This is a genomic window from Pseudomonas sp. RIT-PI-a (assembly GCF_001187875.1).
Classification (GTDB): domain Bacteria; phylum Pseudomonadota; class Gammaproteobacteria; order Pseudomonadales; family Pseudomonadaceae; genus Aquipseudomonas; species Aquipseudomonas coleopterorum.
Window position 1 is genome coordinate 109,259 of sequence record NZ_LGIR01000011.1, and the last position, 19,015, is coordinate 128,273.

Sequence of the window (19,015 nt, forward strand, 5' to 3'; positions counted from 1 at the left end):
GGAAAATCCTGGGGAAGAGGGCGTATTCAATGGCGGTGCTGGCGGGTGACACCGGTGTCGAACTGGGCGATCACCTGTTGCCAGCCGGCGGCGGCGAGCGTCTTGTCATCCATCTGCGAAGGTGTGCTGGCCGAAGAAGCGCGATTGATCCAGACATCCGCGTCGGGACCGTTCACCCGCAACAGGAACGAACCGGCCACCGCGGGCGCCTGGCTCAGGCCCACATAGGAGCTCTGAACCATTTCCCACGCATGACTACCCCGGTTGACCGAGCTGGCGTCCTGGGCGAAGGGTGCGAAGCCTTCGCTGGCCAACTGCGCAGGCGTCCCCGGTTCGGGCTGTTCCTCGGCGAGCAGGCGCACCTCGTCCAGGGTCACCCGCAAGTCGGCGTAGATGCCCTGTTCGGCAGGCGTCAGGTCGCGCCGTGCGTCGAGCTGATGGGCCGGCACCGCCACGGGCTCGTGGCTGACACCGTGCCAGGCCACCACGCCGGCCGCAGCCAGCAGGATGAACAGGCAGAGCAGGCCGACGTAGAGGGATTCATGACCCGCCCCGGCAGGGCGGACGATCTGGGTGACCGGCGTACTCATGGTGCTTGGATGTCGGCTTGGTCGATTTCCACGACATGGCCGGGACCGGCATCGAACAGCACATAGAATTCGGCATCGGGACGCTTGAAGGTCACCGTCGAATCGCTGCCCAGCTTGCCGGGCACCAGAATGCTTTCGTCATAGCCGACCACGTCCAGGGTCACCCCCGGCGCGCCGCTGCCATCAGAGAACCCCCCGGTGCAGCGAATCTGCTGGTCGTCGATCTGCTTGCATTCGCACATGGGGTTGTGGGCCAGGGCAACACCGCTGCAAGCGGCGGCGAGCAGCCCGAGCGTGAAGGCAGGCCAGCGGGGGAATGAAACGCGGATCATGGTTGGATTCCTTGGCGTTTCTTCAGCCAGGCCACCGTTGCGGGCGACGCCTGGCTCAAGGGAATGGAGGTCTGATGCATGGAGCCGTCCCAGCCTTCCATGGTGATCCACAGCTGCGCATCGGTCTCGGTTTTGCTCGGCACCGGCAGGCCGGCAAACATGCGGTAGCCGCTGCCGAAGAAGATCACGCCCGCAGCTCTCAGGCTGCGCGGCTTGCCGATGCGCAGGTAGGTGGCCTTGACCTGATCGATGCAGGACTTGCACAGGGCTGCGGTGAAGTACTTGATGTCCTGACCGCTTTCGGCGGTCGGGCCTTCGATGCGGCGCTCGGCCAGGGTCAGGCTCCAGGGCCCGACGGCGATGTCGCCGACGGTGCGTTCGCCCAGGCCGCTGTCACCGCGATCCATGGCATTTTCGGCGAAGTAGTGCGGCATGAAGCCGAGTGGAATCAGCACCAGCAACACGTTGATGTGGAAGCGCCACTTGCGCCACAAACGCGACAGCGGCGAGGGCGAAGGGGCAGTGACGACTCGGCTCACAGGCTGCGCTCCGCGGTGGTATGGGCCATCGGACGCACGTCGCCGACGGGCATTTGCGCGGCTTCCTGGCGATTGCTGCGCTTGAACGCCTGGGCGGTCGCCAGGGCCGTGCGCTTGCTCCAGATCATCAGGCCGCTGAGCACCATCATGCTCAGCAGCAGGCCGAAGAAAGCCCAGATGAGTTTGATCCACAGGCCCCCGAAGTCACCGGTGTGCAGCGGGCGCATGGATTCGGTGACGAACTCCAGCGCGTTGCGGTCGCCCAGCAGGTGCGAGCTGATCAACTGCCCCGTGTAGGGGTTGATGCTGGCGGTCTGGAACATCAGCGGGTACCAGCTGCGGCCGCCGACTTCCATCGGGCTGTAGGCATTGAGCGGCAGGGACACGTAGCTGGCATCCAGGTCAGGCACCTGCTGCTTGACCACGGCAATCGCCTGTTCGACCGGGATCATCGGTGCCGGGGTGCCATTGGCCACCAGCGGTACGTCGGCCCGTGCGATCACCGAGGTCACCGGCGAATAGCTGGAGATGCTGATCTGGTTGTCGTAGAGGATGGCGCGAATCAGGAACCACACGCCGGTGATTGCGATCACGACGATGAACCAGATCGACCAGATGCCACTGAGGCGGTGGAAATCGCCCCAGAACACCCGGGCGCCCTGGTTCAGGCGCAGGGTGGGCTTGAGAAAGCCCTTCCAGAACTTCTTGTAGACCACCAGGCCGGTGATCAGAGACACCAGCAACGGCAGCCCGAGGAACGACACCAGGTACCAGCCCCAGGAGAAACCGTTGGTGAAGGGCACCAGCCACCAGCCATGCAGGGCGCGGGTGAAGGCCGGGAAGTCGAATGCCGGACTGACGCCTTGCAGCGCGCCGGTGTAGGGGTTCACGTAGACCGTGGGTGAACGGCCGTCGGGGTAGGTCACGCTGGCGTTGACCGCGAAGTAGTCGCCGTCCGGATGGGTGAGGTTGCTGACGCGCAGTTCGGGGTGATCGCGCTGGATGGTGCTCATCAACTGGTCGTAGTTCAACGGCTGGGCGTCATCGGACGGCTTGTTGGCGCGCATTTCCGGGTTGATCAGCCACATGATTTCGGTGCTGACCACCGCCAGCGTGCCGGTGACGCAAACGATCAGCACGAAGAACCAGATCGGCAGGGCCAACCAGCTGTGCACCAGAAACCAGATTTTCGAGCGGGATTTCTTGGACATGGGAAAACGTTCTCGATTCACGACACCGACAGCCGGACGGGCAGGCTGTGGTTCCAGCGAACAGGTGGCCACCGATTTGGAAGGCCGCTATTGCACTGGATAAACAAGAATGAGAACAAGAACCAAATGAATCTGAGGCGCGTTTATTTGAAACCGAATGTTTCGAAAAGCGCTGCAGGCCGCGAAGTGATTGATGCCCGTCCGTCAATGGGAGGAATCCCCTCGATTCGCGTAGGAGCGGTCATTGGCCGCGAACCAGACACTGCGGTATATCAGATCATCCGCGGTGTCCTTTTCGCGGCCGCTGACCGCTCCTACAGGTGGCTCACACCACCGGGTTCCCAATCAACTGACGCAGCACATAATGCAGGATCCCACCGGAGCGGAAATACTCTACCTCATTGAGTGTGTCGATCCGGCACAGCAGCTCCACGGTTTCTTCCTGGCCACCTTCGCGACGGATGAGCAGGTCCAGACGCATGTGGGGCTGCAGATGCGCACCCGTCAAACCAACGATATCCAGCGTCTCCTGCCCGGTCAGCCCCAGGCTCTTGCGGCTCTGGCCGTTGGTGAATTGCAGCGGCAGCACACCCATGCCGACCAGGTTGGAGCGGTGAATGCGCTCGAAGCTCTCGGCCACCACGGCCTTGACGCCGAGCAGGTTGGTCCCCTTGGCCGCCCAGTCGCGGCTGGAACCGGTCCCGTACTCCTGACCGGCAATGACCACCAGCGGGGTTCCCGCTGCCTGGTAGCGCATTGCTGCATCGTAGATCGGCAGTTTTTCGCCCGTCGGAATGAACAGGGTATTGCCGCCTTCTTCTCCCCCGAGCATTTCGTTGCGGATACGGATGTTGGCGAACGTGCCGCGCATCATCACTTCATGGTTGCCACGGCGCGAGCCATAGGAGTTGAAGTCTCGCGGTTCCACGCCCTTTTCGCGCAGGTAACGCCCAGCGGGACTGTCGGCCTTGATGTTGCCGGCGGGGGAGATGTGGTCAGTGGTCACCGAATCCCCCAGCAATGCCAGAATGCGGGCGTCCTTCACGTCGGCGATGACCGGGGCCGGACCGGCAATGTCCTCGAAGAAAGGCGGGTGCTGGATGTAGGTCGAATCCGCCTGCCATACATAGGTGGGCTCTTGTGACACCTCGATGGCCTGCCACTGTGCATCGCCGGCGAAGACTTCAGCGTACTCCTTGTGGAACATGGCCGTATCGACCTTGGCCACGGCGTCGGCGATCTCCTGCTGAGTCGGCCAGATGTCGCGCAGGTAGACCGGCTGACCATCGGTGCCGGTACCCAGCGGTTCGCTGCTGATGTCGGTGCGCACACTGCCGGCCAGGGCATAGGCCACCACCAGTGGCGGCGAAGCCAGCCAGTTGGTCTTCACCAGCGGATGCACCCGGCCCTCGAAGTTGCGGTTGCCCGAGAGCACCGAAGCGACGGTCAGATCGGCGCTCTGGATGGCCTGCTCGATGGGCTCGTCCAGCGGCCCAGAGTTGCCGATGCAGGTGGTGCAGCCGTAACCCACCAAGTCGAAGCCCAAGGTGTCCAGGTATTGGGTCAGGCCGGCTGCCTTGTAGTAGTCGGTCACCACCTTGGAGCCTGGAGCCAGCGACGTCTTGACCCAAGGCTTGGTGGTCAGGCCTTTTTCGACCGCTTTCTTGGCCACCAGCCCGGCAGCCATCATTACGCTGGGGTTGGAGGTGTTGGTGCACGAGGTAATGGCGGCGATGACTACCGCTCCGTGTTGCAGATTGTGCGTCTGGCCACGCCAGGTATAGGGCGTGCCTTCGGTCTGGTCGGCATTGCCCACGGCCACGCCACCGCCACCTTCGCTTTCCAGGCGGCCTTCTTCCTTGCTGGTCGGCTTGAGCTGCAGACCGATGAAGTCGTTGAACGCTGCGCTGACCTTGGGCAGTGCCACGCGGTCCTGGGGACGCTTGGGGCCCGCCAGGCTGGCCTCGACCTCGCCCATGTCCAGCGCCAGGGTGTCGCTGAACACCGGCTCCTGACCGGGCAGGCGCCACATGCCCTGGGCCTTGCAGTAGGCCTCGACCAACTGCACCGTCGCTTCCGGCCGACCGGACAGGCGCAGATAGCCCAGGGTCACGTCGTCCACCGGGAAGAAGCCGCAGGTCGCACCGTACTCTGGCGCCATGTTGGCAATGGTCGCGCGGTCGGCCAGGGGCAGATCGGCCAGGCCGTCACCGTAGAATTCGACGAACTTGCCGACCACGCCTTTCTTGCGCAGCATCTGCGTCACGGTCAGCACCAGGTCGGTGGCGGTGATGCCTTCCTTGAGCTTGCCGGTGAGCTTGAAGCCGATCACTTCGGGGATCAGCATCGACACCGGCTGGCCGAGCATGGCCGCTTCGGCTTCGATGCCGCCGACGCCCCAGCCCAGCACGCCCAGGCCGTTGATCATGGTGGTGTGCGAGTCGGTCCCCACCAGGGTGTCGGGGAAAGCGTAGGTACAGCCGTCCTCATCCTTGGTCCAGACCGTACGGCCCAGATACTCCAGGTTGACTTGGTGGCAGATGCCGGTACCCGGTGGCACCACGCTGAAGTTGTCGAACGCGCTCTGGCCCCAGCGCAGGAATGCATAGCGCTCACCGTTGCGCTGCATTTCGATGTCGACGTTTTCCTCGAACGCCTGTTCGCTGGCATAACGGTCGACCATCACCGAGTGGTCGATCACTAGGTCCACCGGCGACAGCGGATTGATTCGCTGCGGGTCGCCACCGGCCTTGGCCACTGCAGCGCGCATGGCAGCCAGGTCAACCACGGCCGGCACCCCGGTGAAGTCCTGCATCAGTACGCGCGCCGGGCGGTACTGGATCTCGCGGTCGGAGCGGCGTTCATGCAGCCAGTCGGCGAGGGCGCGCAGGTCATCACCGGTGACGGTCTTGCCGTCTTCCCAGCGCAGCAGGTTTTCCAGCAGCACCTTGAGCGACATCGGCAGTCGTTGCAGATCGCCCAGGCTCTTGGCGGCTTCGGGCAGGCTGAAGTAATGATAGGACGTGCCGGCAACGTCCAGGGTGTTGAGGGTTTTCAGGCTATCGAGGGAAGGCATCTGTCAGCTCCTTTTCGGGCCCGCACGGCACGGGCTGAATAATCAGGTTCTTTCAGTGAGGGACTTCCGGTACATGCCGGGGGTTCCGATTTCCTTTATCATGCGCCGATTTCGGCCCCAGGCAGTGAAAGTCTCTTTATGAATACGTTGTTTATGCATTGCCGCCCCGGCTTCGAAGGCGAGGTCTGCTCGGAGATCGCTGAACACGCCGCACGGCTGGGGGTTGCCGGCTATGCCAAGGCCAAGCCGCAGACCGCCTGCGCCGAATTCATCTGCCACGAACCGGCCGGTCCGGCACGGCTGATGAGCGAGTTGCGGTTTAGTGACTTGATATTTCCCCGGCAGTGGGCGCGTGGCGACTTCGTGCAGTTGCCCGAGACCGATCGCATCAGCGTGCTGCTCGAACAGCTAGCGTCCTATCCAGTCTGCGGCAGCCTGTGGCTGGAAGTGCTCGACACCAACGATGGCAAGGAACTGTCGAACTTCTGCAAGAAGTTCGAGGCCCCGCTGCGCAAGGCCCTGCTCGGTGCTGGCCGTCTGGTGGAGGATCCCCGCCTGCCGCGCCTGCTGCTTACCTTCAAGAGTGGCCGCGAAGTCTTTCTCGGGGTGGCCGAGGCGGGCAACTTCGCCATGTGGCCCATGGGCATCCCGCGGCTGAAGTTCCCGCGCGAGGCGCCCAGCCGCTCGACCCTGAAGCTGGAGGAGGCGTGGCACCACTTCATTCCCCGCGAGCAGTGGGACGAGCGCCTGCACGGCGACATGACCGGCGTGGACCTGGGCGCCGCGCCGGGTGGCTGGACCTATCAACTGGTCCGCCGCGGCATGCTGGTCACCGCCATCGACAACGGTCCGATGGCGCAGAGCCTGATGGACACCGGCCTGGTCACTCATCTGATGGCCGACGGCTTCACCTACAAGCCCAGGCAGACCGTGGACTGGATGGTCTGCGACATCGTCGAGAAGCCTGCGCGCAACGCTGCCTTGCTGGAAACCTGGCTGGGCGAGAACCTCTGCCGCGAAGCGGTGGTCAATCTGAAGTTGCCGATGAAGCAGCGCTATGCCGAAGTGCGCCGGTTGCTCGACCGTATCGAGGATGGCTTCAAGGCCCGTGGCATCAAGGTCCAGATCGGCTGCAAGCAGCTGTACCATGATCGCGAGGAAGTCACCTGCCACCTGCGCCGACTCGACAGCGTCCGACGCTGACCCCCGATGTGCCGCGGCCTGGGGTCGCACTGTGCGTCCGGCCTGCGCTGCGCCGCTACACTGTCCGTCTCGACCGTCTGCCTGAATGCCCGCTTGATCTGGAGTTTTTCATGACCCAAACCCTGTCTGCCGACCACACCCTGGATGCGACTGGCCTGAGCTGTCCGGAGCCGGTGATGATGTTGCACCAGCACGTGCGCGACCTGCCTGCCGGTGGCCTGCTCAAAGTCATCGCCACCGACCCCTCGACCCGCCGCGACATTCCCAAGTTCTGCGTCTTCCTGGGCCACGAGCTGGTGCAGCAAGAGGAGGAGGGCGGTACCTACCTCTATTGGATCCGCAAGAAAAGCGACTGATCGTCCCAGCCCGGCCCGTGTGCGGCGCACATACCCAGTTGCAGGCGAGCTGGGTATAATCGCCCCCTTTTTTCCAGGTGCCTGGCCATGTTGTCTGAAATTCATGCCTTTCTCGGCTGCCCCACGCCCGATGCCTGGGTCCAGGCCGCGCTGGCCGACCAGCACACCTTGCTGATCGACCACAAGAACTGCGAATTCAAGGCAGCGTCCACGGCCCTGAGCCTGATCGCCAAGTACTGCACCCACGTTGACCTGATCAACATGATGTCGCGCCTGGCGCGCGAAGAGCTGGTCCATCACGAGCAGGTTCTGCGCCTGATGAAACGCCGCAAGATCGAGCTGCAACCGCTGTCGGCCGGTCGCTACGCCTCGGCGCTGCGCAAGCAGGTGCGCAATCACGAGCCGGTCAAGCTGGTCGACACCCTGGTGGTCGGCGCCTTCATCGAGGCGCGCAGCTGCGAGCGCTTCGCGGCGCTGGTTCCGCATCTGGACGAAGAACTGGGCACCTTCTACAACGGCCTGCTGATGAGCGAGGCGCGGCACTACCAGGGCTATCTGAAACTGGCCCATCAATACGGCGATGCCGCCGACATCGCCCGCACCGTCGACAAGGTCCGCGTGGCCGAAGCTGAATTGATCGAAAGCCCCGATCCGGAATTCCGCTTCCACAGCGGTGTGCCTGCTTTCGCCTGACCGGGCCTGTGCGGCGCATTCGATGCGCCGCTTCTGACTATCCCTCCCTCAACACACACCCATATGATCTGCGAGCCATGCCAGTCCGCGTGTTGACACGCTGCATATTGACGTTTACGTTAACGTAAAGCATCGGGAACAGATCCACGTGAGCACTCTCTACAGCATCTCCGAAATATCCCAACTGCTGGACGTCACGCCCAGAACGCTGCGTTTCTACGAGGAGCAGGGCATGGTGGCGCCCACGCGTCGGGGGCAGGAACGGGTCTACTCGGCGCGCGATCTGGTGGCCATGAAGTTGATCCTGCGGGGCAAGCGCATCGGTTTCTCCCTGGCCGAATGCAAGGAGCTCATCGACATGTACGACCCCTCGGGCAACCGCAAGCAGCTCGACCGGTTCCTGGAGAAAATCGCCGAGCGCAGGGCGCAACTGCAGCAGCAGATGCTCGACATCGAACAGATGCAGGTGGAACTCGACACCGCCGAAGAGCGGTGCCGCGCGGCCTTGCAAGCCTGATCGCGGCTGGGCATTCCCTGCGATCTTCTCGACCTTCTTGATCTCCTTGATAAATACAAAAAAAGCGAGTGATGAACATGATTTCAGTACCGGGACTGGATTTCTTCCTTGGCGAAGACATCGACATGCTGCGCGATTCGGTGGCGGCCTTCGTGGCGCGCGAGATCACCCCGCGCGCCGCCGAAGCCGATCGCAGCGACCAGTTTCCAGCCGACCTGTGGCGCAAGTTCGGCGACATGGGCTTGCTGGGCTTGACCGTGCCTGAGGAGTGGGGCGGGACGGGCATGGGCTACCTGGCGCACATGGTTGCCATGGAGGAAATCTCCCGCGGCTCGGGCGGCATCGGTCTGTCCTACGCGGCCCATTCCAACCTCTGCGTCAACCAGATCAACCGCAACGGCAGCGCCGAGCAGAAGGCGCGTTTCCTGCCCAGGCTGATCAGCGGGGAGCACATCGGCGCCCTCGCCATGAGCGAGCCGAACGCCGGTTCCGATGTCGTCTCCATGCGCCTGCGTGCCGACCTCAGGGGCGACCGCTACGTGCTCAACGGCACCAAGATGTGGATCACCAACGGCCCGGACTGCGACGTGCTGGTGGTCTACGCCAAGACCGACATGGCGGCCGGCGCCAAGGGCATCACCGCGTTCATCGTGGAGAAAGGCGCGCCGGGCTTCAGCGTCGCGCAAAAGCTCGACAAGCTGGGCATGCGCGGTTCGCACACCGGTGAACTGGTGTTTCAGGACGTCGAGGTGCCGGTGGCGAACGTGCTCGGCCAGCCGGGGCAGGGGGTGGGTGTGCTCATGAGTGGTCTGGACTACGAGCGCGCCGTGCTCAGTGCCGGCCCGCTGGGCTTGATGCAGGCGGCCATGGACCTGGTGCTGCCCTATGTTCACGACCGGCAGCAGTTCGGCCAGAGCATCGGCGAATTCCAGCTCATTCAGGGCAAGCTCGCCGACATGTACACCACCCAGCAGGCGTGCCGCGCCTATCTCTATGCGGTCGGCCGACACCTGGACGGGCTGGGCCAGGCGCCGATCCGTCAGGTCCGCAAGGACTGCGCCGGGGTCATCCTGTATGCCGCCGAAAAAGCCACCTGGCTGGCCGGCGAGGCCATTCAGATCCTCGGCGGCAACGGCTACATCAACGAGTTTCCTGCCGGGCGTCTGTGGCGCGACGCCAAGCTCTACGAGATCGGCGCAGGCACCAGCGAGATACGCCGCATGCTGATCGGTCGTGAACTGTTCGAGCAGACGCGCTGACGTTTTCTCGCTGCCTCTCCCATCGGTGCCGTACCCGCACAGGAAATGCCCATGGCCATTCTCCACAGTCAGGTCAATACACGTTCAGCCGACTTCGTCGCCAACCGCGAGGCGATGCTGCAGCAACTCGATACGCTGCAGCGGTGCGCAGCGCAGATCCATCAGGGCGGTGGCGAAGCCGCCCAGGCGCGCCATGTCGCCCGCGGCAAACTCCTGCCACGCCAGCGCATCGATGTGCTGCTCGATCCCGGCTCGGCGTTCCTCGAAGTCGGGCTGCTGGCCGCCCATGAGGTGTACGGCGAACAGGTCGCGGCTGCCGGATTGATCACCGGCATCGGCCGGGTGTCTGGCGTCGAATGCATGATCATCGCCAACGATGCCACGGTTAAAGGCGGTAGCTATTACCCGCTGACCGTGAAGAAGCATCTGCGCGCCCAGGAAATCGCCCAGCACAACCGCTTGCCCTGCCTGTACCTGGTCGATTCCGGCGGCGCCAACCTGCCGCGCCAGGACGAAGTGTTCCCGGATCGCGAGCATTTCGGGCGGATCTTCTTCAATCAGGCCACCCTCAGCGCCCAGGGCATCGCCCAGATCGCCGTGGTCATGGGCTCGTGCACGGCCGGGGGCGCCTATGTGCCGGCCATGAGCGACGAAACCATCATGGTCCGCGATCAGGCAACCATCTTTCTCGCAGGTCCCCCACTGGTCAAGGCGGCCACCGGGGAGGTGGTCAGCGCTCAGGCGCTGGGCGGCGCCGACCTGCACTGCCGGCAGTCGGGGGTCGCCGATCACTACGCGGAAAACGATCAGCATGCGCTGGCCATCGCCCGTCGCTGCGTCGCCCGCCTGAACTGGCGCAAGCAAGGGTGGCTGGCCTGCGTCGAACCCTTGCCGCCGCGCCATGCGGCGGATGAACTCTACGGCCTGGTGCCCACCGACCCCAAGCAGCCCTTGCCGATCTACGAGATCATCGCGCGCATCGTCGACGACTCGGCCTTCGACGAGTTCAAGGCGTTGTTCGGGCCGACCCTGGTCTGTGGTTTCGCCCACATCCACGGCTACCCCGTGGCGATTCTGGCGAACAATGGCGTGCTGTTCGCCGAAGCCGCGCAGAAGGGCGCGCATTTCATCGAACTGGCCTGCCAGCGCGGCATTCCCCTGGTGTTCCTGCAGAACATCACCGGGTTCATGGTCGGCCAGAAATACGAGGCCGGCGGCATTGCCAAGCACGGCGCCAAGCTGGTCACCGCAGTGGCCTGCGCGCAGGTGCCCAAGTTCACCGTGATCATTGGCGCCAGCTACGGCGCGGGCAATTACGGCATGTGCGGGCGCGCCTACGATCCGCGTTTCCTGTGGATGTGGCCGAACGCGAAGATCGGCGTGATGGGCGCTCAACAAGCGGCTGGCGTGTTGGTGCAGGTCAAGCAGGAGCAGGCGCAGCGCCAGGGACAGGCGTTCAGCGACGAACAGGCGCGGCAATTGGCCGAACCCCTGGTGGCGCAGTACGAGCAGCAGGCCCACGCGTTCTATTCCTCGGCGCGGCTGTGGGATGACGGGGTGATCGATCCGGCGCAGACCCGAACGGTGCTGGCACTCGGGCTTTCGGCGGCGTTGAACGCGTCGGTGGCCGAAACCCGCTTCGGCGTCTTCCGCATGTAGCCCATGCACTCATCAGGAATCGGGGATCAGGGTATGCACGAATTTTCCACGGTACAGCTGCACATCAGCGCCGACCAGGTCGCCAGCGTCTGGCTCGATCGGCCGGACAAAAACAATGCTTTCAATGCGCTCATGCTGGAGGAGCTGCATGAAGCCTTCGATCGGATCAGCCAACAGCCGGCATTGCGCTTCATGTTCCTGCGCGGCCATGGCCGCCACTTCAGCGCGGGCGCCGATCTGGCCTGGATGCAGGCCAGCGCTCGCTTGAGCTACGCGGAAAACCTCGCTGAAGCCGCGCGTTTGGGTCAGCTCATGGAGCAACTGCAGCGCCTGCCACTGCCGACGGTCGCGGTGGTGCAAGGGGCTGCGTTCGCCGGGGCGATGGGCTTGGTCAGTTGTTGCGACATGGCCATCGCCGCCGACGATGCGCTGTTCAGCCTGAGCGAGGTGCGCCTGGGTCTGGCTCCGGCGGTGATCAGTCCCTACGTGGTCCAGGCCATGGGGCCGCGCGCGGCGCGCCGCTACGCCCTGACCGCCGAGCGCTTCGATGCCCCGCGAGCCAGGGAGTTGGGGCTGCTCGATGAAGTGTATCCACGTGCCGAGCTGGAACAGGCGGTGCAGGACTGGACGCGCCGCCTGCTCGGCAACGGTCCCGAAGCCATGCGTGCCTGCAAGGCGCTGCTGCTGGAGATCGGTGATGGCCAGGCCACGGCGCCACGCCAAGCCTGCGCGCAAGCCCTGATCGCTCGCCTGCGTATCAGCGCCGAGGGTCAGGAAGGCATGCAAGCCTTTTTCGAAAAACGCGCGCCCGCCTGGGCCGAGGTGTTGCCATGAAACCGTCCACCCAGACCCTCGGAACCCTGTTGATCGCCAACCGCGGCGAGATCGCCTGTCGCATCATTCGTACCGCCAGAGCCATGGGCATCCGCAGCGTAGCGATCTACAGCGAAGCCGACGCCGATGCTCGCCATGTGCACGAGGCCGATCTTGCCATCCCCCTGGGTGGCAGCAAGCCTGCCGACAGCTACCTGCAGATCGACAAAGTGGTCGCTGCGGCGCTGGCCTGTGGGGCGGATGCGGTTCATCCCGGCTACGGTTTTCTCTCGGAAAACGCCGCCTTCGCCCGGCGCCTCGCGCACGAGGGCATCCTGTTTCTCGGCCCGCCCGCCGAGGCCATCGAAGCCATGGGCAGCAAGTCCGCAGCCAAGGCCTTGATGGAACAGGCCGGGGTGCCACTGGTGCCGGGCTATCACGACAGTGCCCAGGACCTGCAGACGTTTGTCGACGCCGCCCAGCGCATTGGTTACCCGGTGCTGCTGAAGGCCGCGGCGGGCGGCGGCGGCAAAGGCATGAAGGGGGCCGAATCGGCCGCCCAGCTGGGGCCTGCCCTGGACTCCGCACGACGGGAGGCGCTGGCCGCCTTCGGCGACGGGCACATGCTGGTCGAAAAATACCTGGCGGCCCCGCGGCACGTCGAGATCCAGGTCTTTGCCGATGGTCACGGGCACTGTCTCTACCTGCATGAACGCGATTGCTCCATCCAGCGCCGGCATCAGAAAGTGCTGGAGGAGGCACCGGCGCCGGGGCTCGATGCGTCCTTGCGCCGAGCCATGGGCGAAGCCGCCGTGCGCGCCGCCCAGGCCATTGGCTACGTCGGCGCTGGCACCGTCGAATTCCTGCTCGATAGCGACGCTCGTTTCTACTTCATGGAGATGAATACCCGCTTGCAGGTCGAGCATCCGGTGACCGAAGCCATCACCGGGCTGGACCTGGTGGCCTGGCAGATCCGTGTCGCCCGCGGCGAAGCCTTGCCGCTGACTCAGGAACAGGTGCCCTTGATCGGCCATGCCATCGAAGTGCGTCTGTACGCCGAGGACCCTGCGGGCGGCTTCCTGCCTGCCAGCGGGCAACTGGCGCTGTACCGCGAGCCGGCAGCCGGGCCTGGCCGGCGGGTGGACAGCGCGGTGCGCGAAGGTGACACGATTTCCCCTTTTTATGACCCGATGATCGCCAAACTCATCGCCTGGGGCGAAACCCGCGAAGAGGCCCGCCTGCGCCTGCTGGCCATGCTGGGCGAAACCGCGGTCGGCGGAATCAAGAGCAATCTGGCGCTGCTGCAACGCATCCTTGCCACGCCCGCCTTCGCTCAGGGCGAAGTCGACACGGGTTTCATCGAACGGCATACCCCAGCGCTGTTGCCCACCCCCCCGACGTTGACCCAGGCCTTCTGGCAAAGCGCCGCGCGGGCGTACCTGCGCTCGCCCCCGAACAGTGTGTGCGAGCAGGACCGGCATTCACCCTGGAGCGCACCGACGGGCTGGCGCCTGCTGGCACCTGCGCAAGCCACGCTGGATCTACGCTGTGGCGCGCAGACCCGATTGTGCACGGTCAGCCTGGCAGCGCCATCGGGCCTGGATGAAACCCGGCTGATCGGCCGTCGCGGCGACGTTGTTTACCTGTACTGGCAGGGCGATCCCTACGAGGTCAGCCCGGTCGACGCCCTGTCCGCAGGTACCGCGGGTGCGGTGCTGGAGGGTTCGCTGGCGGCGCCCATGAACGGCAGCATTGTCCGCCTGCTGGTCAGCCCAGGTCAGGCGGTCGAGCAGGGCGATGGTCTGGTGGTGCTGGAGGCCATGAAAATGGAACACACCGTGCGCGCCAGCCGGGCGGGCGTGATCCGGGCGTTGTGCTGCGAAGAAGGCCAGATGGTCAGCGAAGGCACTGTGTTGATCGAGATGCAGGAGGCCGATCATGCTGCCTGAGCGGGTGCGGATCGTCGAAGTCGGCCCACGTGACGGCCTGCAGAACGAACAGGGCCGAGTTCGTGCCGAGGACAAGGTGGCGCTGGTCGACGCCTTGGTCGCGGCGGGCCTCGAGCATGTGGAGGTCGGCAGCTTCGTATCGCCGCGTTGGGTGCCGCAGATGGCCGACAGCGCGGCGGTCTTCGCCGCCATCGCGCGCGCGCCAAGCGTGACCTACGCTGCGCTGACGCCCAACCTGCAAGGCTTCGAAGCGGCCATCGCCGCAGGCGCGTCCGAGGTGGCGGTGTTCGCCGCCGCGTCCGAATCCTTCTCCCAGCGCAACATCAACTGTTCCATCGCGCAGAGCCTGCAACGCTTCGAGCCGGTGCTCGCTGCCGCCGTCGCCCACGGCATCAAGGTGCGCGGCTACGTGTCCTGCGTGCTGGGCTGTCCGTACGAGGGCGACATCGCGCCGGAGCGGGTGCGCGACGTGGCCGATACCATGCTGCAGATGGGCTGCTACGAACTGTCGTTGGGCGACACCCTGGGCATCGGTACGCCTGGTGCGGCGAGGCGATTGATCGACACCGTCGCGCAGCGGGTGCCACGTGGGCAGCTGGCCGGGCACTTTCACGACACCTATGGCCAGGCGGTGGCCAATATCTATGCCTGCCTGCTGGAGGGCGTCCAGGTGTTCGACAGTTCCGTGGCAGGGCTGGGAGGTTGTCCCTATGCCCCCGGCGCCAGCGGCAATGTGGCGACCGAGGATGTCCTCTATCTGCTGCACGGGCTGGGCATCTCGACCGGTGTGGATCTGGATCGGGTCGTCCAGGCCGGCCAGGCGATCATGCTCGCGCTGGGCCGGCAGAGCGCGTCGCGCGTGGCACGCGCCCGTATCGGCGCTTCCGGGGCGCGGTAGCAAATCGCGCCCACAAAAAAGGCCATCCGCAGATGGCCTTTTTCAGGGGTACATCAAGCAGCCGGGTTGATCGGCTTCTCTGGGTACCAAGCGTCCAGCAATTCGCTGACTTCGACGCGGGTCAGTTCATCGCGGCCCTTGAGCCACGCTTCGACGGTGCTGCGCTGCTCTTCGGTGACCGAACCACGCTTGGCCGAGCACACCAGACCGAAGTCGTCGCCGCCAACATAGTCCAGGCCGTTGGCATCCATCGCCTCGGTCAGGAATGCGTCGAGGAATGCGTCGATTGCCTCGTCACCCAAATCCTCCTTGAAGTCCAGGTTCAATTCGAAACCCAATTCCTGGAATTCGTCGACGCACAGTTTTTTGCGCAGACGACGGGAGCGGTTAGTGGCCATGAAACAATCCTCTTAGGTAATATCGCGGCGCAGTCTACCAGTTAAGCCGAGCGCCTGCCCGATTCAGTGACAAAATGAACCACTGCCAGTCTGACCCTGGCAATCACGGGTCCAACCCGGCCAGGGTCTGCCCCAGTTCGGCCTGCAATTGCGTCAGGGCCAGGTGCAGGGCTTCGCGCAGCGGCTCCAGGTCGTCCTGTGCCGTGCTCGCTTCCAGCGCCTCACACGCTTCATACACGGCACGTGCCTGCACGATCCGAGCCGCGCCATGGATCTTGTGGGCAATGTCCACTATCCGTGGATGATCATCGTGAGCAATGGCGAGCAATTGCTGACCGTCGTCCGTGCAACTGCGCAACACTTCTTCGAGCAGTCGCCGCGTCAATGCCCTGTTGCCCCCGGTCAGGGCTTGAAGTTGGTCGATCGTGTTCATGCGCTCAATCACACCAATGCATTGCGCTTGGCCATTTCGATAAGTTCCACCAGCGAATTGGCCTGAAGTTTCTGCATGAGGCGCTTCTTGTAGGTGCTGACGGTTTTGTTGCTCAGAAACATGCCAGTGGCTATTTCCTTGTTGCTGCGGCCTTGGGCAAACAATTGCAGGACCATCAACTCACGGTCATTGATGGCCTTGAACAATTCAAGTTCCTGAAGTTGCCCGTCGTCTTCGCGTGAGGGGATCAACGCCTGGCTGGGAAAATAGTTATAACCGGAAAACACCGCGCGCACGGCGCTGATCAACTCGCTGAGTGCCTCCTGCTTGCAGACGAAACCGGCGGCGCCCGACTGCATGCAGCGTATGGCGAACAAGGCCGGAGCCTGCGCGGTCAATACCAGGATCTTGAACGGCACGTTCATGCCGTGGAACCGGGTCAGGACTTCCAGCCCGTCGAGCTTGGGAATACTGATATCGAGAATCAGGAGGTCGGGTTGGCACTCGCGCACCATCTGCATCGCATCCACCCCGTTGTCGCTTTCGCCGACAACGCAGTAGCCTTCGTTTTCCAGAATCATTCTGACGGCCAGCCGAATGACAGGGTGATCATCGATGATGAATACATTACGCATGCAGCCTCTCCTGAACGATCCAGTAAAAGCGCGCACCTTAGCCCAGTTGCTCAAAAGGGCATACGAACGGACCCTGCAAAGTATGATTCTAGGAAACTTCCTACAGAATTAAGCGTAACGGAATACAAAGATAGTTTGATTCAAAAGAGTCAACTATCGTTTGTATTCGTTTATTTCAATACGCTCTACTAGAACGAGCTGGAACGCCCGGTCATTTCTCCGGCCATCTCCGCGGCATAGCTGTCGGTCATGCCCGCGATGAAGTCAATCATGCGCAGAAACGACTTGTGCAGCGGCCAATCCGGTTGCGGTGCGTTGTGACCCAGCAGATCGAGAATGCGCTGGTGCTTGAACGACAGCTTACCGGTGGTGTGCTGCTCCAGCGCCGCGCCACAGAAGGCGTTGAGCAGCACTTCGAGCGTGGTGTAGGCGCCGATCTCGTGCAGGGTCTTGCGCTTGTCCTGGAAGATCTTCTTGCGCGCCATGTCCTTGGCATCGAGCACGCAGCGCTTGGCCGGGCCATGCATGTGCTCGACCAGATCGCCACTCAGCTGGCCGGCCAACAGCGCCTCTTGCTGTTCGACGAACGCGCGTGCGGCCGCATTGGTCAGGTGCTCGATGGCCTTGCCCCGCAGGATCGCCAGTTTGCGTCGGCGCGAGTCCAGCGGCCCCAGTTGGCGGTAGGTGTCGGGGATGTCGTCGCCCACCAGATCGAGCAGCAAGGCTTCGACCTCGGCATAGTCGAGCAACTCCATTTCTAGGCCGTCTTCCAGGTCGATCAGGCCGTAGCAGATGTCATCCGCTGCCTCCATCAGGTACACCAGCGGGTGCCTGGCCCAGCGCTGCTCTTCGAGCAGCGGCAGGCCCAGCTTGCCGGCAATCTGCTCCAGCAGCGGCAGCTCGCTCTGATAGCAACCGAACTTGTGCTTCTTGTAGCCCAGGGCGTCGGCATGGCGCGCGGTCCAGGGATACTTGAGGTAGGTACCCAAGGTGGCATAGGTCAGCCGGGTGCCGCCGTCGAACTGGTGATATTCCAGCTGGGTGAGCACACGAAAGCCTTGGGCATTGCCCTCGAAGTTGAGGAAGTCGTTGCGCTCCACTTCGCTCATCGCATCGAGCCAGCCGCGTCCTGCCGCCTGGCGGAACCAGTGGCGAATCGCGTCTTCCCCGGAATGGCCGAAGGGGGGGTTGCCGATGTCATGGGCCAGGCAGGCCGACTGCACCACCATGCCCAGGTCGCTGGGCTCGCACCATTGCGGCAATTGATCGCGCAGGGTTTCGCCCACGCGCATGCCCAGGGAGCGGCCCACACAACTGACTTCCAGCGAATGGGTCAGGCGCGTGTGGATGTGGTCGTTGCTGGAAACAGGATGCACCTGGGTCTTGCGCCCCAGTCGGCGGAAGGCACCGGAAAAGATGATGCGGTCGTGATCCTTGTGGAACGGGCTGCGGCCCAGTTCTTCAGGGCTGTGCAGGGGCTTGCCCAAGCGTTCGCGTGTAAGCAGTGTGTGCCAATCCAAGGCGATTCCTCCGGGAGCCAATCGAGCCTGCAGTGTCGGCCTGCGCAGGCCGGCTGGCAAGGCTGGCAGCGGGCCGTGAACGTATCGAAAAGTGCATTGCGGGCCTGAACGTCGAGCAAAAAAAAGCAACCCGGACGCAGTGAAGACCGCATCCGGGTTGCCTTGTGCTGCAATGCTAGCGTCTGCGCGCAGTGCCCTGCATGGCCAGCTTGATCAGCGGCAACAGGGTGGCGCCGACTTTCGCCAGTCGAGACAGGCGACCAGGGGCACGCACCGGAGCCACCACCGGGGCACGGACGCTGTTGCCAGCCCCGCGTCCGGTCAGGAAGCCCATCAGCGTGACCCCGGCAATACCCCAGAGCGAAGCATGCTTGATGCCCATGCCGGTTTGCACCGACTGACCCAGACCGCGCAGGCGGTTGAGCGGATTGACCAGTTGCCGCGACTCATGCCGCAGCTCCTGACGATGCATCTCCATGCGCAGGCGAATCAACGATTTGCGCATGTCGCGCCGCGATTGCGCGCTGGTGGGTTCGGTTCGGCTCATGGCAGCAGTCGCTCCCTGTCGTTGGCCAGTTCTTCCAGTGTTCCACTGAACGGCGAGGATTCATCGAACACCGCCGCCTTGAGGCGGAAGGCGCAGAAGATACCGGCCAGCACGTAGAACACCGCCAGGCCGACCATGCCGGCCATGCGGTAGTTGTCCCACAGCAGAATCAGGATGAGACCGGACAACGCGACCAGTGCCAGCAGCGCGAAGACCAGGGCCAGCCCTGCGAAAAGCAACAGACTGACGGTTCGTGATTTCTGCTCCTGCAACTCGATGCCGAACAGTTCGACATGACTGCGCAGCAGGCCGAGCATGGCAGCACCCAGGCGCCGGGACGTGGAGCCGGTGCTGTTGTCTGTGGTATCGGAGTCGAGGAGGGACATA

At 63.8% G+C, this 19,015-nt stretch carries 20 protein-coding genes; 9 read left to right on the forward strand and 11 right to left on the reverse strand.

Annotation, left to right across the window (positions count from 1 at the left end; genetic code table 11):
• Window positions 1-26 precede the first annotated feature (26 nt).
• The 5 genes from AC788_RS02720 to acnA all read right to left on the reverse strand — a co-directional run bounded on the left by AC788_RS02720 (window position 27) and on the right by acnA (window position 5,748).
• Window positions 27-590, reverse strand: coding sequence for a DUF6162 family protein (locus AC788_RS02720; protein WP_049859093.1), 564 nt, complete (start codon window positions 588-590; stop codon window positions 27-29).
• Window positions 587-922, reverse strand: coding sequence for a hypothetical protein (locus AC788_RS02725; protein WP_049859094.1), 336 nt, complete (start codon window positions 920-922; stop codon window positions 587-589). Before AC788_RS02725 ends, AC788_RS02720 begins: the two co-directional genes overlap by 4 nt.
• Window positions 919-1,461, reverse strand: a complete 543-nt coding sequence (locus AC788_RS02730; protein ID WP_049859095.1) for a hypothetical protein — start codon at window positions 1,459-1,461, stop codon at window positions 919-921. The genes AC788_RS02725 and AC788_RS02730 overlap by 4 nt, the downstream gene beginning before the upstream one ends.
• Window positions 1,458-2,672 (reverse strand): PepSY-associated TM helix domain-containing protein, encoded by a 1,215-nt coding sequence (locus tag AC788_RS02735; RefSeq protein ID WP_049859096.1) that lies wholly within the window; start codon window positions 2,670-2,672, stop codon window positions 1,458-1,460. The genes AC788_RS02730 and AC788_RS02735 overlap by 4 nt, the downstream gene beginning before the upstream one ends.
• Before the next feature lie 325 nt (window positions 2,673-2,997).
• Entirely contained in the window at window positions 2,998-5,748 is a 2,751-nt protein-coding gene (gene acnA / locus AC788_RS02740) for an aconitate hydratase AcnA (RefSeq protein ID WP_049859097.1), read from the reverse strand.
• Between the two features lie 138 nt (window positions 5,749-5,886).
• Between acnA and rlmM the strand changes: the two genes are divergently transcribed.
• The 9 genes from rlmM (at window position 5,887) to AC788_RS02785 (ending at window position 15,095) form a co-directional block, all read left to right on the forward strand.
• Window positions 5,887-6,951: a 23S rRNA (cytidine(2498)-2'-O)-methyltransferase RlmM gene (gene rlmM / locus AC788_RS02745; protein WP_049859098.1), complete on the forward strand. Its 1,065-nt coding sequence runs from the start codon at window positions 5,887-5,889 to the stop codon at window positions 6,949-6,951.
• Between the two features lie 110 nt (window positions 6,952-7,061).
• Window positions 7,062-7,307 (forward strand): sulfurtransferase TusA, encoded by a 246-nt coding sequence (gene tusA / locus AC788_RS02750; RefSeq protein WP_049859099.1) that lies wholly within the window; start codon window positions 7,062-7,064, stop codon window positions 7,305-7,307.
• Window positions 7,308-7,394: 87 nt separating this feature from the next.
• The gene (locus tag AC788_RS02755) at window positions 7,395-8,000 is read left to right on the forward strand and encodes a tRNA-(ms[2]io[6]A)-hydroxylase (protein WP_049859100.1); all 606 of its coding nucleotides are present in this window, start codon (window positions 7,395-7,397) and stop codon (window positions 7,998-8,000) included.
• 148 nt (window positions 8,001-8,148) lie between these two features.
• Window positions 8,149-8,517, forward strand: coding sequence for a MerR family transcriptional regulator (locus AC788_RS02760; RefSeq protein WP_049859101.1), 369 nt, complete (start codon window positions 8,149-8,151; stop codon window positions 8,515-8,517).
• An 80-nt stretch (window positions 8,518-8,597) separates the two neighbouring features.
• The gene (locus AC788_RS02765; RefSeq protein ID WP_201777930.1) at window positions 8,598-9,776 is read left to right on the forward strand and encodes an isovaleryl-CoA dehydrogenase; all 1,179 of its coding nucleotides are present in this window, start codon (window positions 8,598-8,600) and stop codon (window positions 9,774-9,776) included.
• A gap of 51 nt (window positions 9,777-9,827) precedes the next feature.
• Window positions 9,828-11,435 (forward strand): carboxyl transferase domain-containing protein, encoded by a 1,608-nt coding sequence (locus AC788_RS02770; protein ID WP_049859102.1) that lies wholly within the window; start codon window positions 9,828-9,830, stop codon window positions 11,433-11,435.
• 33 nt (window positions 11,436-11,468) lie between these two features.
• Window positions 11,469-12,269: an enoyl-CoA hydratase-related protein gene (locus AC788_RS02775; RefSeq protein ID WP_049859103.1), complete on the forward strand. Its 801-nt coding sequence runs from the start codon at window positions 11,469-11,471 to the stop codon at window positions 12,267-12,269.
• Window positions 12,266-14,197: an acetyl/propionyl/methylcrotonyl-CoA carboxylase subunit alpha gene (locus AC788_RS02780; RefSeq protein ID WP_049859104.1), complete on the forward strand. Its 1,932-nt coding sequence runs from the start codon at window positions 12,266-12,268 to the stop codon at window positions 14,195-14,197. The genes AC788_RS02775 and AC788_RS02780 overlap by 4 nt, the downstream gene beginning before the upstream one ends.
• The gene (locus AC788_RS02785) at window positions 14,184-15,095 is read left to right on the forward strand and encodes a hydroxymethylglutaryl-CoA lyase (RefSeq protein ID WP_049859105.1); all 912 of its coding nucleotides are present in this window, start codon (window positions 14,184-14,186) and stop codon (window positions 15,093-15,095) included. Before AC788_RS02780 ends, AC788_RS02785 begins: the two co-directional genes overlap by 14 nt.
• A gap of 53 nt (window positions 15,096-15,148) precedes the next feature.
• Here AC788_RS02785 and AC788_RS02790 read toward each other — a convergent pair whose 3' ends face one another.
• The 6 genes from AC788_RS02790 to AC788_RS02815 form a co-directional block, all read right to left on the reverse strand.
• The gene (locus AC788_RS02790; protein WP_049859106.1) at window positions 15,149-15,493 is read right to left on the reverse strand and encodes a YggL family protein; all 345 of its coding nucleotides are present in this window, start codon (window positions 15,491-15,493) and stop codon (window positions 15,149-15,151) included.
• A 103-nt stretch (window positions 15,494-15,596) separates the two neighbouring features.
• Entirely contained in the window at window positions 15,597-15,926 is a 330-nt protein-coding gene (locus AC788_RS02795) for an Hpt domain-containing protein (RefSeq protein ID WP_049859107.1), read from the reverse strand.
• Window positions 15,927-15,934: 8 nt separating this feature from the next.
• Window positions 15,935-16,561: a response regulator transcription factor gene (locus tag AC788_RS02800; protein ID WP_049859108.1), complete on the reverse strand. Its 627-nt coding sequence runs from the start codon at window positions 16,559-16,561 to the stop codon at window positions 15,935-15,937.
• Between the two features lie 188 nt (window positions 16,562-16,749).
• The gene (locus tag AC788_RS02805) at window positions 16,750-18,081 is read right to left on the reverse strand and encodes a deoxyguanosinetriphosphate triphosphohydrolase (protein WP_049859109.1); all 1,332 of its coding nucleotides are present in this window, start codon (window positions 18,079-18,081) and stop codon (window positions 16,750-16,752) included.
• A gap of 175 nt (window positions 18,082-18,256) precedes the next feature.
• Window positions 18,257-18,628: a hypothetical protein gene (locus AC788_RS02810; protein ID WP_049859110.1), complete on the reverse strand. Its 372-nt coding sequence runs from the start codon at window positions 18,626-18,628 to the stop codon at window positions 18,257-18,259.
• Complete coding sequence (locus AC788_RS02815) at window positions 18,625-19,014, reverse strand: phage holin family protein (RefSeq protein ID WP_049859111.1); 390 nt, start codon at window positions 19,012-19,014, stop codon at window positions 18,625-18,627. The genes AC788_RS02810 and AC788_RS02815 overlap by 4 nt, the downstream gene beginning before the upstream one ends.
• Between the last annotated feature and the right edge of the window lies 1 nt (window position 19,015).